Raw genomic sequence first — 13881 nt, forward strand, 5'->3', positions numbered from 1 at the left:
GAAGGTTACGCATCACGCGCTCGGCGCCTCCGCGCCCGATCCGGTTTTGATCACCAGCAGCAGATCGCCGCCTTCGACCTGCTGCACGTTGCCGATCGCGAGACGGGTGACCGTGCCACCCTTGGGGGCGGTGATCGCGGCTTCCATCTTCATTGCCTCGATCGTGCCGACGACGTCTCCCGCGGCGATCTTGTCGCCTTCGGCCACCGACAGCGTGACGACGCCTGCGAACGGGGCAGGCACGTGTCCGGGATCGGACCGATCCGCTTTCTCGACCGTCGGGGCATCGGACGCGATCGAGCGATCCCGCACCGACACCGGCCGCAACTGGCCGTTGAGGATGCACATGACCGTGCGCATGCCGCGCTCGTCGGCGTCGGAGATCGCTTCGAGTCCGATGAGCAGTTCGACGCCCTTCTCCAGCTTGACCCGGTGCTCCTCGCCCTGACGCAGGCCGTAGAAGAACTGGTTCGCCGACAGCCGCGACGTGTCGCCGTACTTCTCGCGGTGCGCTGCCAGTTCGGCCGTCGGTCCGGGAAACAGCAAGCGATTCAGTGCATCTCGACGCTGGGCAGAGGTTCCGTCGAGCGATTTCTCGTCCTCCTCCGAGATCGGCGTCTCGGGCTTGGGCTCGGTGCGACCTTCCAATGCCTTCGTGCGCAACGGTTCCGGCCATCCGCCCGCGGGTGTGCCCAGTTCTCCGCGCAGGAATCCGACGACCGAGTCCGGAACGTCGTATGCCCGTGGGTTCTCGGCGAACTCCTCGGCCGACGCGCCCGCGCCGACCAGAGCCAGCGCGAGATCGCCGACGACCTTGGACGACGGTGTCACCTTGACCAGACGGCCCAGCATCCGGTCGGCCGCAGCGTAGTTCGCTTCGACGGTCTCGAACCTGTCGCCGAGGCCGAGGGCGATCGCCTGCTGCCGCAGGTTCGACAGCTGGCCGCCCGGAATTTCGTGCGTGTAGACGCGGCCCGTCGGTGCCGGAAGCCCGGACTCGAACGGCGCGTACACCTTGCGTAGCGCCTCCCAGTACGGTTCGAGGTCGCATACCGCGTCCAGGTCGAGACCGGTGTCGCGCTCGGAATGTGCTGCCGCGGCGACGATCGCCGACAGTGCGGGCTGCGAGGTGGTTCCGGCCATCGCGGCGCTTGCACCGTCGACGGCGTCCGCACCCGCCTCCCACGCAGCGAGATACGTCGCCAACTGTCCGCCCGGCGTGTCGTGCGTGTGCACGTGGACCGGAAGATCGAAGTTCGAGCGCAGTGCTGTGACAAGGGTTTTCGCGGCAGGGGCACGCAACAGGCCTGCCATGTCCTTGATCGCGAGGATGTGCGCACCGGCGTCGACGATCTGCTCGGCCAGCTTCAGGTAGTAGTCGAGCGTGTAGAGCGATTCGTTCGGGTTGGACAGGTCGCCGGTGTAGCTGAGCGCGACTTCCGCGATGGCCGTACCGGTTTCACGCACCGCGTCGATAGCCGGACGCATCTGGTCGACGTTGTTGAGCGCGTCGAAGATGCGGAAGATGTCGATACCGGTGTCGGTGGCCTCCGCGACGAAGCTGCGGGTCACCTTCTCCGGGTACGGGGTGTAGCCGACGGTGTTGCGTCCGCGAAGCAGCATCTGCAGCGCGATGTTCGGCACCGCTTCACGCAACGCCGCGAGGCGCTCCCACGGGTCCTCGTGCAGGAACCGCAGCGCCACATCGTACGTCGCACCGCCCCATGCCTCGATCGACAACAGTTCCGGCGTCGTACGCGCGACGTAGGGTGCCACCATCAGCAGCCCGGACGTTCGTACACGCGTCGCGAGCAGCGACTGGTGCGCGTCGCGGAACGTCGTGTCGGTGACGCCGAGCGCCTTGCGACTGCGCAGATCGCGCGCGAAGCCCTCGGGCCCGAGCGCGAGCAGACGCTGACGACTGCCGTCGGGAATGGGCTTCGAGAAGTCCACCTCGGGAAGCTTGTCCTGCGGGTACACCGTCGACGGGCGCTCGCCGTGCGGCTTGTTGACCGTCACGTCGGCGAGGTAGTTGAGGATCTTCGTGCCGCGGTCACCCGAGGTGCGCGAGGTCAACAGCTCCGGGCGTTCCTCGATGAACGACGTCGTGACGCGTCCCGCGGTGAAGTCGGGATCGACCAGAACGGCCTGCAGGAACGGGATGTTCGTCGCGACACCGCGGATGCGGAACTCGGCCACCGCACGGCGCGCACGCGCCACAGCGGTCTCGAAATCCCGTCCGCGACAAGTCAATTTGACGAGCATCGAGTCGAAGTACGCACCGACCTCGGCGCCGAGCGTCGTACCGCCGTCGAGACGGACACCTGCGCCGCCCGGGGTGCGGTAGGCGGTGATGCGACCGGTGTCGGGACGGAACCCGTTTGCCGGGTCCTCGGTGGTGATGCGGCACTGCAGTGCGGCACCGCGCAGCACGATCTTGTCCTGGCTCAGGCCGAGGTCGGCAAGGGTCTCCCCCGACGCGATCCGCAGCTGTGCCTGCACGAGGTCGACGTCGGTCACTTCCTCGGTCACGGTGTGCTCGACCTGGATGCGAGGGTTCATCTCGATGAAGACGTGGTTGCCCCGAGTGTCGAGCAGGAACTCGACGGTGCCTGCACACGAGTAGCCGATCTCTTTCGCGAACGCGACGGCGTCGGCGCAGATCTTCTCGCGCACCTCGGCGGGAAGGTTGGGTGCGGGTGCGAGCTCGATGACCTTCTGGTGTCGACGCTGCAGGCTGCAGTCGCGCTCGAAGAGATGGACGACGTTGCCCTCGCCGTCGGCGAGGATCTGGACCTCGATGTGACGCGGGTCGATGACGGCCTGTTCGAGGAACACCGTCGGATCGCCGAACGCCGACTCCGCCTCACGCGCCGCGGCCTCGATGGACTCACGCAGCTGCGCGGGTTCGGCCACGCGTCGCATACCGCGGCCACCGCCACCGGCCACGGCTTTGACGAACACGGGGAAGGTCATCGATTCGGATGCGGCCACCAACTCGTCGACGTCGCTCGACGGCTCCGACGACGCCAACACGGGCAAGCCTGCACGCTTGGCCGCGGCGATCGCCCTGGCCTTGTTGCCCGTCAGCTCGAGCACGTCGGACGACGGCCCGACGAACGTGATGCCTGCCTCGGCGCACGCGGCAGCGAGGTCCGGGTTCTCCGAGAGGAACCCGTAGCCCGGGTACACCGCGTCGGCGCCTGCCCGCTTCGCGGCGGCGACGATCTCGGACACGGACAGGTAGGCGCGAACGGGGTGACCCTTCTCGCCGATCTCGTACGCCTCGTCGGCCTTCGTTCGATGGACCGAGTTGCGATCCTCGAAGGGGAAGACAGCCACTGTCGCGGCACCCAACTCGTACGACGCGCGGAACGCTCGGATGGCGATCTCGCCGCGATTTGCAACCAACACTTTGGAGAACATTGGCTCAACCTACCGCCGCCGAGCGCTGTCGATGTGACCTCAGTCTCGAGATGTGGGACAAATTGACCAAAATGCGTTGCTTGAACGGTGCAGAGGTCGGCAGACCCCGGTCAGGACTTGTCGAGAAAGTCTATTCGGTCCGACCGCCACGCCGATTTCATCATCGTGGCGATGCCCGGGCTGTTCTCCAACTGCGGGTCTGCGTCGAACAACGCGCGGGCGCAGTCGTGCGCGTCGGCGATGACGTCCTCGTCGTCGAAGAGCGAGAGCAGACGAAGGCTGCTGACCGTGCCGGACTGCGCTGCTCCGAGGACGTCGCCTTCACGCCGCATCGCGAGGTCGAGTTTGGCCAGCTCGAATCCGTCGTTCGTGGCCGCCACCGACTTCAAGCGCTCTGCCGTCGGACCGCCGCCGCCGAGTTGGGTGATCATGATGCACAAACCCTGGTGGCCACCTCGGCCGATACGGCCGCGCAATTGATGCAACTGACTGATCCCGAACCTGTCGGCGTCGACGATCACCATCACCGTCGCGTTGGGCACGTCCACGCCGACTTCGACGACGGTCGTGCAGACGAGAACGTCGATCTCGCCCGCATTGAACTCGGACATCGCGACGTCCTTCTCGTCGGACGGCATACGTCCGTGCAGGAGTCCCACTCGTAGCTGCGCCAGCGGACCGTCACGCAGCATGTCGAACATGTCGAGCGCGGCCTTCGGCTTGGGCAGATTCGTTCCCTCGTCGGACGCCTTCTTGGCCGGCTTCTCGTCCTCGTCGCCGCCGATCCGCGAACACACGACGTACGCCTGCCTACCCTGCTCGACCTCTTCGACGATGCGTTCCCACGCGCGACCGACCCACGCCGGCTTGTCCTTCGACGACACGACGTTGCTGACGATCGGCGATCGACCACGCGGAAGTTGCGTCAGCGTGGACGTTTCGAGATCACCGAGGGACGACATCGCGATGGTTCGCGGAATCGGCGTCGCCGTCATCACGAGCAGGTGTGGGCTCGTGCCCTCACGGGCTTTACCCCGCAGCGCATCTCGCTGTTCGACGCCAAATCGGTGTTGCTCGTCGACGACGACCATGCCCAGGTCCATGAATTCGACGCGGTCCTGGATGAGTGCATGCGTGCCGATGACGATGCCTGCATCCCCGGTGACCACGTCCAGCAACGCCGACCTCTTGGCCGCCGTACTCATCGACCCGGTGAGCAACGCGACCTTCGTCGCGAGATCGTGCGATCCCAGTTCGCCCGCGGTCGCGAGCGAACCGAGCATCGACGTGATGGAACGAGCGTGCTGGGCGGCAAGCACTTCCGTCGGTGCCAACAACGCACATTGGTGGCCTGCGTCGACGACCTGCAACATCGCCCGCAGCGCGACGACGGTCTTACCCGAGCCGACTTCGCCCTGCAGCAGCCGGGACATCGGGTGGCCCTGGGACAGGTCGTCGGAGATCTCCCCCGCGACGGTGAGCTGACCTTCGGTCAGCGAGAACGGAAGTCGGCGTTCGAATTCGGCCGCGATGCCGTCGGTCCGCGGCGGGCACGGCGGAGCCGACCGCGCCTGGACGTCCCGACGCCTCGATGCCAGCACCAATTGCACCGCGAGCGCCTCGTCGAACTTCAGACGCTCACGGGCTTGTTCCTTCTGCTCCGCGGAGTCCGGAAAGTGAATCCATCGAAGTGCGGTGTCCAGGTCGACGAGATCGCGATCGGCCAGGATGTCGGCCGGAACAGGATCCGGCGTCGGGTCGAGTCGGTCGAGAACCTGACGAACGCAGCGCATGAACGTCCAGCTCTCGACGTCCTTGGTGGCCGGATAGATCGGCACGTACCTGCGCTCGAACATGGCCATGTCCACGCTGCCCGAGGAGTCGACCGACCCGCGAGCCAAGCCGGCGAGCGCCCCGCCTCCGACGATGCGGCCGGCCGGCACGATCGCGCCGTCCTCGTCGTCACCACCGAGCAGCACGTAACTGGGGTGTGCGAGATTCCAGCGACGGCCGAAGTACTTGACCTTCCCGGAGAACATGCCACGGCGTCCCGGCACCAGGACGTGCTTGAGTTTGTGCGGGTTGAAGAAGCTGGCGTCGATCTGCTGGCCGTCGGCCGCGAGCGACACCGCGAGAAACTGGCCCTTGCGTACCTTCATCTGCCGCATCGTCGCCGACGAGATGGTGGCGACGATGGTGATGTGTTCGCCTTCCGGCGGTTCCTTCTCGCTGAGTTCCCCGCCGTGGGTCATGTACCGGTGTGGGTAATGACGCAGCAGGTCCTCGACGGTGGAGATGTCGAAGAACTCGTGCAGCGGCGTGGCCACAGTGGCGCCCAGCACGGAGTCGAGCCGATCCGAGAGTACGGCCATGATTGCTTGTCGTCCGTCCCTTCTCGTCAGTCACTCGATGCCGAGCTGCGCCAGTTCGTCCATCTGTCCGCCGTGGTAGACCACGACTTCCACACCTGGATAGCGGGTGCGTACGTGTTCGGTCAGCTGCTCACCCAACTCGTCCGACGCGGCCCGCCCCATCAGCATCGTCACCATCTCACCACCCACCGACAGAAGTTGATCGAGCAGGTCGCGGCCGGCGGTGACCCCGTCGGGGCCGATGACGACGACTTCGTGCCCGACGAGTCCGAGACCGTCACCGGGCTCGCAGGTTCCGACCCACGTGAGCGAGCGTTCCTCGGCGTGACGCAGCGACGCCCACCGGGTACCGGCCGCCGCTTCGGACATCGCGAAGGCGTCGTCCACCGCTGCACGCGACGCGTCGTGGACCGCGAGCGCAGCGAGTCCTTGCACCATCGAACCGGACGGCAGCATCAGCACGTCCTTGCCCGCGTTGCGCGACGCGATGCTGACGTGCACCAATTCCTGGGCGGACAGAGCTCCGTTGGGCAGGACGAGAACTTCGGGGTGGTTCGACTCGACGATCGCGGCGCACAGTTCGGCAGGCCCGAGGCGTTGTCTGTCGGATCGGAGGACGCTCGCACCCTCGCCCGAGTAGAGCCCTTCGGCACCGTCGCCCGCCACGACCGCGAGAATGTCGCGCCCACCGCGAACGTCGGCAGTGGAGTCACCCGGGTGACAGTGCCCACCCGAACCCGCCTCGGCGGACTCCAGCACTTCGATCCTCACCCCGTGCACGTTCCCGATCTTCAGACCGACATCCACGGCCAGCCCCGCATTGGCGGTATGGACGTGCGCGGACCACCCGCCGTCGCCGTCGCCCGCCACGACGACGGAATCCCCGATTTCTGCGAGGCCGAGTCGAAGCTGTCGCGCACCGTCGTCGTCGATGTCGCGAATCCCGTACAGAACTTCGTATCCGACCGTCGCTTCGCCGTGCGTGACGTCGCCGACAGCCGTCGCCCGCGGCAGCAACCGGGGTGGGGCGCTTCGTCGCGTCTGCGGATCGACCCGTCGGTGATAGCGCTGCCGCGACGGGACGGCACCGGTCAGCGTGGTGGCGAGTGCATCGAGCATCACGCGGAGACCGAGTGCTCCGGCGTCGACGACACCTGCTGCGTCGAGCGCGGGCAACTGCTTGCGCGTGCGATCCAGCCCACTGGACGCCGATTCGGCAGCCCGGCGAGCCACGACCGCCACGTCGGCCTGCCGATCGAGCGACGCCACGTCCTCGGCCACCCGCGCGAGCACGCTGACGATGGTGCCCTGCACCGGAACGCTGACGACCTCGACGACGAGTTCGGCTGCGCGCACGAGAGCATCGGTCAACCCCGCACCGTCGAGACAGCCACGAGACGCCACTTCGGCGACCGCTCGCAGAACCTGCGACACGATGACGCCCGAGTTTCCTCGCGCGCCTGCCACTGCTCCCGCCGCGAGGGCCGACGCCGTCGCCCGCAGATCCGCGTCGGGTCCGGCCGCACGCATGCTCTCGACGGCAGCGCGGACGGTGAACACCAGATTCGTTCCGGTGTCGGAATCGGGGATGGGAAAGACGTTCAGCTCGTTGATCTCGTCGCATCGCGCGGTCAGATCGTCGACACATCGGTACGCCCACGTACGCAACTCGTCGACGCCGAGTTCTGTCGACGTCGCCTCGAGCTCGCTCTCCGCCACGTACACCCCCTGTTCGACGCTGCAGATCGATCGAGAACTCCCCGTGCGTCGGCGGACCGACACCGGACAAGCCTAGACTCGGTGACGCGCGGCTACCGTTCCCAGCGGCTGTGACGTACGCCCTCAGGTGGCGGTTTGGTTAATTCCGGGGGCACGGCTATTCTTGCAGGGTTGCCTGATGCGGCACGGTGTGCTGTGCGCGTCGTACGTGTCGGAGCAAATGCCCTCATGTAATGAACAACATCTATCAAGGAGTTCGCGACTATGGCTGCCGTCTGCGACGTATGCGCCAAGGGGCCCGGCTTCGGTAAGTCGGTCTCGCACTCGCACCGACGGACCAACCGTCGCTGGAACCCGAACATCCAGACCGTTCACGCTCAGGTTGCCCCCGGCAACAGCAAGCGCATGAACGTGTGCACCTCCTGCCTCAAGGCCGGCAAGGTGGTTCGGGGCTGATCGAGCCCTCATCGACTGCATCATCGACTGTGCCCCGACGCTGTTCAGCGTCGGGGCACAGTTGTTTTCGGGGGGCATCGTCGTATCTGCCGGAGGGGGTTCGCGTCCCCTCGGGTGAGGCACGTTACAGTGCGACGGTGACCAACATCGAAAGCGCGAACTACGTCCATCTCGAGGACGGTGTACTGAGAATCACCGTGGCCACCGAGGCCGCGGGAACGTCGCTGAACGGTGACGCGATGACGGAAGGCGCTGCGGCACTTCGGTTGCTGAACGCAGGCGAACTTCGCGCGGGATGTGTTCTGCTCGTCGGATCCGGTCCGAACTTCTGTGCAGGCGGCAACGTCCGCGCCTTCGCCGACGCACCCGATCGCGGCGCGTACGTGCGCGAGGTCGCCGACGCGTTCCACGCTTTCGTCTCCGAGCTCGCCGCAGCCACGGCGCCCATCGTCGCAGGCGTCCAGGGTTGGGCGGCGGGCGCGGGCATGAGCATCGTGTGCCACGCCGACGTCGCGATCGGCGGACGCGCGACCAAACTTCGTCCCGCCTACCCCGGAATCGGATTCACTCCGGACGGCGGACTGACGTGGACTCTGCCCCGCATCGTCGGCTCCACTCGCGCGCGGGACATTCTGCTGAACGACTCGATCATCAACGGCGAGGAAGCCGTTCGCCTCGGTATCCTCAGCCGTCTGGTGGGTGACGACATCATCGTGAGCGAGGCCGAACGTCTGGCGCGCACGTTCGCCGCGGGCCCGACCGCGGCGTTCCAGGGCGTGAAAGCGCTGCTGTTGCAGTCCGAGAACAACACTCTCGCACAGCAATTGGCTGCGGAGACGGAGTCGATCTCGGCCGCCGCCGACAGTCCTACCGGACGCGAGGGCGTCGACGCGTTCGTCGAGAAGCGTCGCCCCGACTTCTCCTGATCCTCTCCTCCGCTAGGGCAGCCGCCAGTCGATCGGCCGGTGGCCGCCGTCGGCGAGGATGTCGTTCGTTCTGCTGAACGGCCGAGAACCGAAGAATCCGCGCGACGCGGACAGCGGTGAGGGATGGGCCGATTCGATGTACGGGGTGCTTCCGAGCATCGGCTTCAGCGTCGCCGCGTCGCGTCCCCACAGAATGGCGACCAAGCCCGCCGATTCACCGGATTCGGAGCGGGCGACGAGCGCTCGAATGGCCTGTTCCGTCACCGCTTCCCACCCTTTCCGTCGGTGCGACGCGGCGACACCCGGTTCGACCGTGAGGACTCGATTCAACAGCAGCACACCCTGATCCGCCCACGGCGTCAGATCGCCGGAGGTAGGCGTCGGGAAGCCGAGATCCTCGGTGTACTCCTTGAAGATGTTCGCGAGCGAACGCGGCACCGGGCGCACATCCGGGGCGACCGAGAAGCTCAGCCCCACCGCATGTCCCGGCGTCGGATACGGGTCCTGCCCGACGATCAGGACACGGACGTCGTCGAACGGTCGGGTGAACGCGCGCAACACGTTGTTCCCCGACGGGAGATACTGCCGACCGTTCGCGACCTCCTCACGCAGGAAGTTCCCCATGTGCGTGATTCGATCCTCGACCGGGGAGAGCGCTGTAGCCCAACCCTTTTCGACTACCTCCGCGAGCGGCTTCTTCGTCATATCGTGCAACATAGCCCAGAACTGTCCTCACACCGAGAAGCTCGACCAGCCGTGGCTCCCGTCGTGGCCTCTCCCGTCGACGGTGACGCCCGACCCGTCGTGCACGGTCCCGATCACGACCCACCCGTCGGGCAGCGTCACGTTCGCGGGGAAGGTTCCGGCGAACGCATGATCCTCACCTCCGCCGAGCATCCAGTCGAACGCGGACACACCGAGTTCGGTTGCCGCAGAACGCATGTCGTCGTCAGGGTGCAGCAGCTCCGTGACGACGTCGATCGACACGGACGACGCGTCCGCGATGTGCCCGAGGTCGGCGAGCAACCCGTCGGAGACGTCGGTGAGTGACGTCGCACCCGCACGCGCGGCAGCCGCCCCTCGGGAATAGTCCGGGCTGGGAACCCGATGCGCATCGACGAGTCCGACGTGACCGTCGATTCCCGCCAGCAGGACGGCGAGCCCAGCGGCCGACCGTCCCAGCCGACCGGCGACGGCGACGACGTCTCCCGGCTGCGCCCCGGAACGGAGTACGGCGGGTCGCCCGTCCAGATCCCCCAGGGCGGTGATCGAAATCACGAGGCTCTCCGACTGCACGAGGTCACCGCCGACGATGCCCGCTCCCGCACGCTCGGCTTCGAGCCACAGCCCGTCGGTGAGTCCGTCGGTGATCGAGATCGGCGTGTCCGACGGGCAGCCGAGGGCGACGAGAAAGCCGGTGCACCGTGCACCCATCGCCACGACGTCCGCAGCGTTCTGCGCAATCGCCTTGCGTCCGATGTCGACCGGACTCGACCAGTCCAGGCGAAAATGCCTGCCCTGCACCAACATATCCGTCGTAGCCACGACCGATCGGGAGGGCGCGGCGACGATCGCAGCGTCGTCTCCCGGGCCGAGGACCGTGTCGGCCGGATGATGCCGCCCCCGGGTGATCCTGTCGATGACACCGAACTCGCCGACGCTGCCGACGGTCGTCTCTCCGTTGTCGATGACGAAAACTCCCTCGTGTCGATGGTGGTCGTGCGCGCGAGGACCCGATTCGGCGCTGCGGTACTTTTAGCGGCAGGTGCGCAGGCGGTGAACTGCTCACCACGATCACGTTCCCCTCGCTCGACACTACCGCCGGTGTCGCGGCCGAGGATCGCCAGAAGGGACCAGCAATGGTGCAGATATTCGTCCTCGTTCAGACCGAGGTGGGGCGCGCGGGCCTCGTGGCGTCCGCGTTGCGCGAGGTGTCCGGCGTGGTGTCGGCAGAAGCAGTGACCGGACCCTACGACGTCGTCGTGCGCGCCGAGGGTGAAGGCGACGCACAGGTTCGCGACATCGTCGGACACATCCAGAAGGTCGACTCGATCACTCGCACGCTGACCTGCCAGGTCGTCGACCAGCATTGACCTCACACTGCGAAAAAGATCGAAGGACCATGAGCGAACCCGAATCCACGCCCCTGCCACCGACGGAGCCGACACATCAGGAGCAACCCGAACGGCGTCACCCTGCGGTGATCGCGACGGCGGTGGCGCTTCCGGTCGCGCTGCTGATCGGTGTCATCGTTGCGGCAGTCATGGTGTCGGGCAAGTCCACGCGCCCACCCGAAGCGCTCGGACCGGTGAACGCGCCCGAAGCCGAGAGTCCGGAATGCACCTCGCTGCTGGGCGCTCTGCCAGAGCAACTCGGTGACTACCGCTCGGCCGAACTGCTCGACCCTGCCCCGGCGGGCGCTCGCGCGTGGGCACCAGGCGACGACGAGTCCGAACCTGTCGTCCTGCGTTGTGGCCTCGACCGACCTGACGGGTTCGACGTCGCAGCGCCCCTGCAGGTCGTCAACGATGTGCAATGGTTCGAGGTGTCCGGTGCCGACTCCGGCATCGACGCCAGCACGTGGTTCGCCGTCGACCGCGCCGTCTACGTCGCACTGACCGTTCCCGGTGGGTCGGGACCGACACCGCTGCAGGACGCGTCGAACGCAATCACCGCCGCATTGCCGCAGACACCGCTCGATCCTGCGCCTCTGCGTCAGCCCCCGAACTAGCGCAGTCCGACACCCCGGGCGACGGCCGTCTCGATCAACGTATCGAGCAGAGTCCCGTACTCGACGCCGCTTTCGCCCCACATCTTCGGGTACATCGAGATCGAGGTGAATCCGGGCATCGTGTTGATCTCGTTGATGACGGGGCCGTCGTCGGTGACGAAGAAGTCGACACGCGCGAGTCCCTGGCAATCGAGAGCACGGAACGCGTCGACCGCGATCGACCGGATTCGGTCGGCGACGTCCTCGGAAAGATCGGCGGGCAGGTCGAATTCGGTGACGTCGTCGAGGTACTTGCTGTCGAAGTCGTAGAACGAGTGGTCGTTCGCGTCGGCGCCGGGCAACTTGATCTCGGCGACCGCGCTCGCGCGCACGGCACCGTCCGGGAATTCGAGAACACCGCACTCGACCTCACGCCCGTGAATGGCCGCTTCCACAACCACTTTCGGATCGTGGCGACGAGCCTCGGCGATGGCCGCCGGAAGCTGGCTCCACGCGACGATCCGTGAGATGCCGATGGACGATCCGCCACGCGCGGGTTTGACGAATGCGGGCAGTCCGATCGAATCCTGTTGCGCCGGGGTCAACGATTCGGTGTCGTGCCGGAGCACCACCTGCCTGCCGACGGGCAGTCCCTCCGCCGCCAACAGCTTCTTCGTGAACTCCTTGTCCATTCCCGCAGCGCTGGCGAGGACGCCCGGGCCGACATACGGAATGCCGGCGAGCTCGAGCAACCCCTGAACCGTTCCATCCTCGCCGTACGGTCCGTGCAGGATCGGGAAGACGACGTCGACGGCGTCGAGCACCTTGCCCGCGTCGCCCTCCCCGAGTCCGACGAGCGCGCCTCGACGGGTCGGATCGGCCGTCAGTGCCAGCGCGACGCCGTCCTTGTCCACGGACGGAAGTTCACGGCCGTGGATGGCCAGTGCTTCGAGGTCCGAGGCGCCGAGCACCCAGGCGCCGTCGGTGGTGATGCCGATCGGGACGACCTCGTACCGCTCCGGATCGAGATGCTTCAGCACGCTGCCTGCGGATACGCAGGACACGGCGTGCTCGTTGCTCCGGCCGCCGAAGAGGACGGCGACCTTGGTACGGGGTGTGCTCACGGTTCCAAACCGTACCGCCACCTCATCGGCCACAGTGGACGTGGCCCACCTTCACTCGGGCTTGATACGACGGCCGAGCAGATGCCCGACGGCGTCGGGAACCGACAATCCTTCGTGGCACACGCGGTGAACTGCTTCGGTGAGCGGCATCTCGACGTCGTAGCTCTCGGCCAGCGCACGTACCGACGTGCAGGACTTGACGCCCTCGGCGACCTGACCGTGTGCAGCTTTCTGCGCACTCTCCATCGACCCGCCCGACCCGAGGCGCTCACCGAACGTGCGGTTGCGCGACAGCGTCGACGAGCATGTCGCGACGAGATCGCCGACGCCCGCGAGACCGGCCAGCGTCGCCGGCTTCGCGCCGAGCGCGGTGCCGAGCCGAATGATCTCGGCGAGGCCGCGCGTCATGATCGACGCGAGCGTGTTCTCCCCGTAGCCGACGCCACTCGCCATTCCGCAGGCGAGGGCGATGACGTTCTTGCACGCACCGCCGATTTCGCAGCCGATGACGTCGGAATTGGTGTAGGGACGGAAATACCCTGTCGCACAGGACTTCTGAATCTCGAGCGCGCGCCTGGAATCCGGGCACGCGATGACCGTCGCAGCCGGCTGACCCTCCGCGATCGGCCGCGCGAGATTCGGGCCGGACAACGACGCGATCCGACTCGGATCCGCCCCCGTCACCTGACCGACCACCTGGCTCATACGCAGCAACGTTCCGGTCTCGATTCCCTTGGCCAGACTGAGCAGCGTCGCATCCGCCGGAATGAAGTCGGTCCACGTGGCCAGGTTGGCGCGCAACGACTGCGAGGGCACCGCGAGCACGACGATGTCGGCCCCGTCGAGCGCCGTCGCCGGGTCGCTCGTGGCCGAGATCGACGACGGCAACGTGATTCCGGGGAGATAGTCGGTGTTCTCGTGCTTGTCGGCGATCGCCGACGCCAACTCCTCACGTCGGGCCCACATCGTGACGTCCGTCCCGGCATCGGCAAGCACTTTCGCGAATGCCGTTCCCCACGATCCGGAACCGAGTACTGCTGCTCTGGTCATCGAAAACCACCTTCTCGAAAAGTCTCGCCGGAATCCGCGTCGGCCACCCCGCCAGCATGCCGCCGCATCACAGTAGCCGCCCGAGCCCCGTCACCGAG

11 protein-coding genes are annotated in these 13881 nt (G+C 66.7%); 4 read left to right on the forward strand and 7 right to left on the reverse strand.

The features are described 5' to 3' along the window. Nucleotides 1-12: 12 nt before the first annotated feature. The 3 genes from DK926_RS16180 to DK926_RS16190 all read right to left on the reverse strand — a co-directional run bounded on the left by DK926_RS16180 (nt 13) and on the right by DK926_RS16190 (nt 7517). Complete coding sequence (locus DK926_RS16180) at nt 13-3426, reverse strand: pyruvate carboxylase (RefSeq protein WP_114331256.1); 3414 nt, start codon at nt 3424-3426, stop codon at nt 13-15. Between the two features lie 110 nt (nt 3427-3536). Continuing rightward, nucleotides 3537-5798, reverse strand: coding sequence for an ATP-dependent DNA helicase RecG (recG, locus tag DK926_RS16185; protein WP_114331257.1), 2262 nt, complete (start codon nt 5796-5798; stop codon nt 3537-3539). A gap of 30 nt (nt 5799-5828) precedes the next feature. Further along, complete coding sequence (locus DK926_RS16190) at nt 5829-7517, reverse strand: DAK2 domain-containing protein (RefSeq protein WP_207890843.1); 1689 nt, start codon at nt 7515-7517, stop codon at nt 5829-5831. A 264-nt stretch (nt 7518-7781) separates the two neighbouring features. On the opposite strand from DK926_RS16190, the gene rpmB reads away from it, so the two are divergent. Continuing rightward, on the forward strand, nt 7782-7973 hold the full coding sequence (rpmB, locus tag DK926_RS16195; protein ID WP_008717389.1) for a 50S ribosomal protein L28: 192 nt from the start codon (nt 7782-7784) through the stop codon (nt 7971-7973). A 137-nt stretch (nt 7974-8110) separates the two neighbouring features. Then, on the forward strand, nt 8111-8899 hold the full coding sequence (locus DK926_RS16200; RefSeq protein ID WP_114331259.1) for an enoyl-CoA hydratase-related protein: 789 nt from the start codon (nt 8111-8113) through the stop codon (nt 8897-8899). 12 nt (nt 8900-8911) lie between these two features. On the opposite strand, the gene DK926_RS16205 is transcribed toward DK926_RS16200, so the two are convergent. Together DK926_RS16205 and DK926_RS16210 are read right to left on the reverse strand one after the other, a co-directional pair. After that, nucleotides 8912-9604 carry a uracil-DNA glycosylase gene (locus DK926_RS16205; protein WP_114331286.1) on the reverse strand — a complete coding sequence of 231 codons (693 nt, stop codon included), beginning with the start codon at nt 9602-9604 and terminating at the stop codon, nt 8912-8914. Between the two features lie 27 nt (nt 9605-9631). After that, on the reverse strand, nt 9632-10588 hold the full coding sequence (locus DK926_RS16210) for a thiamine-phosphate kinase (RefSeq protein WP_114331260.1): 957 nt from the start codon (nt 10586-10588) through the stop codon (nt 9632-9634). 170 nt (nt 10589-10758) lie between these two features. On the opposite strand from DK926_RS16210, the gene DK926_RS16215 reads away from it, so the two are divergent. Beyond that, complete coding sequence (locus DK926_RS16215; RefSeq protein WP_068428494.1) at nt 10759-10992, forward strand: Lrp/AsnC ligand binding domain-containing protein; 234 nt, start codon at nt 10759-10761, stop codon at nt 10990-10992. Nucleotides 10993-11021: 29 nt separating this feature from the next. After that, the gene (locus DK926_RS16220; protein WP_114331261.1) at nt 11022-11630 is read left to right on the forward strand and encodes a DUF3515 domain-containing protein; all 609 of its coding nucleotides are present in this window, start codon (nt 11022-11024) and stop codon (nt 11628-11630) included. On the opposite strand, the gene DK926_RS16225 is transcribed toward DK926_RS16220, so the two are convergent. Both DK926_RS16225 and DK926_RS16230 read right to left on the reverse strand, forming a co-directional pair. Continuing rightward, nucleotides 11627-12733 (reverse strand): D-alanine--D-alanine ligase family protein, encoded by a 1107-nt coding sequence (locus tag DK926_RS16225; RefSeq protein ID WP_114331287.1) that lies wholly within the window; start codon nt 12731-12733, stop codon nt 11627-11629. The two genes, DK926_RS16220 and DK926_RS16225, sit on opposite strands and share 4 nt — an antisense overlap. A 51-nt stretch (nt 12734-12784) precedes the next feature. Next, complete coding sequence (locus DK926_RS16230; protein ID WP_114331262.1) at nt 12785-13783, reverse strand: NAD(P)H-dependent glycerol-3-phosphate dehydrogenase; 999 nt, start codon at nt 13781-13783, stop codon at nt 12785-12787. Between the last annotated feature and the right edge of the window lie 98 nt (nt 13784-13881).

The sequence above is a fragment of the Rhodococcus sp. Eu-32 genome, from assembly GCF_003336925.1.
Lineage (GTDB): Bacteria > Actinomycetota > Actinomycetes > Mycobacteriales > Mycobacteriaceae > Rhodococcoides > Rhodococcoides kyotonensis_B.

Excerpts from the sequence above, each read along its gene's own strand:
- DK926_RS16180 (WP_114331256.1), bottom strand. The coding sequence starts at position 3,426 with ATGTTCTCCAAAGTGTTGGTTGCAAATCGCGGCGAGATCGCCATCCGA.
- recG (WP_114331257.1), bottom strand. The coding sequence starts at position 5,798 with ATGGCCGTACTCTCGGATCGGCTCGACTCCGTGCTGGGCGCCACTGTG.
- rpmB (WP_008717389.1), top strand. The coding sequence starts at position 7,782 with ATGGCTGCCGTCTGCGACGTATGCGCCAAGGGGCCCGGCTTCGGTAAG.
- DK926_RS16205 (WP_114331286.1), bottom strand. The coding sequence starts at position 9,604 with ATGACGAAGAAGCCGCTCGCGGAGGTAGTCGAAAAGGGTTGGGCTACA.
- DK926_RS16215 (WP_068428494.1), top strand. The coding sequence starts at position 10,759 with ATGGTGCAGATATTCGTCCTCGTTCAGACCGAGGTGGGGCGCGCGGGC.
- DK926_RS16220 (WP_114331261.1), top strand. The coding sequence starts at position 11,022 with ATGAGCGAACCCGAATCCACGCCCCTGCCACCGACGGAGCCGACACAT.
- DK926_RS16230 (WP_114331262.1), bottom strand. The coding sequence starts at position 13,783 with ATGACCAGAGCAGCAGTACTCGGTTCCGGATCGTGGGGAACGGCATTC.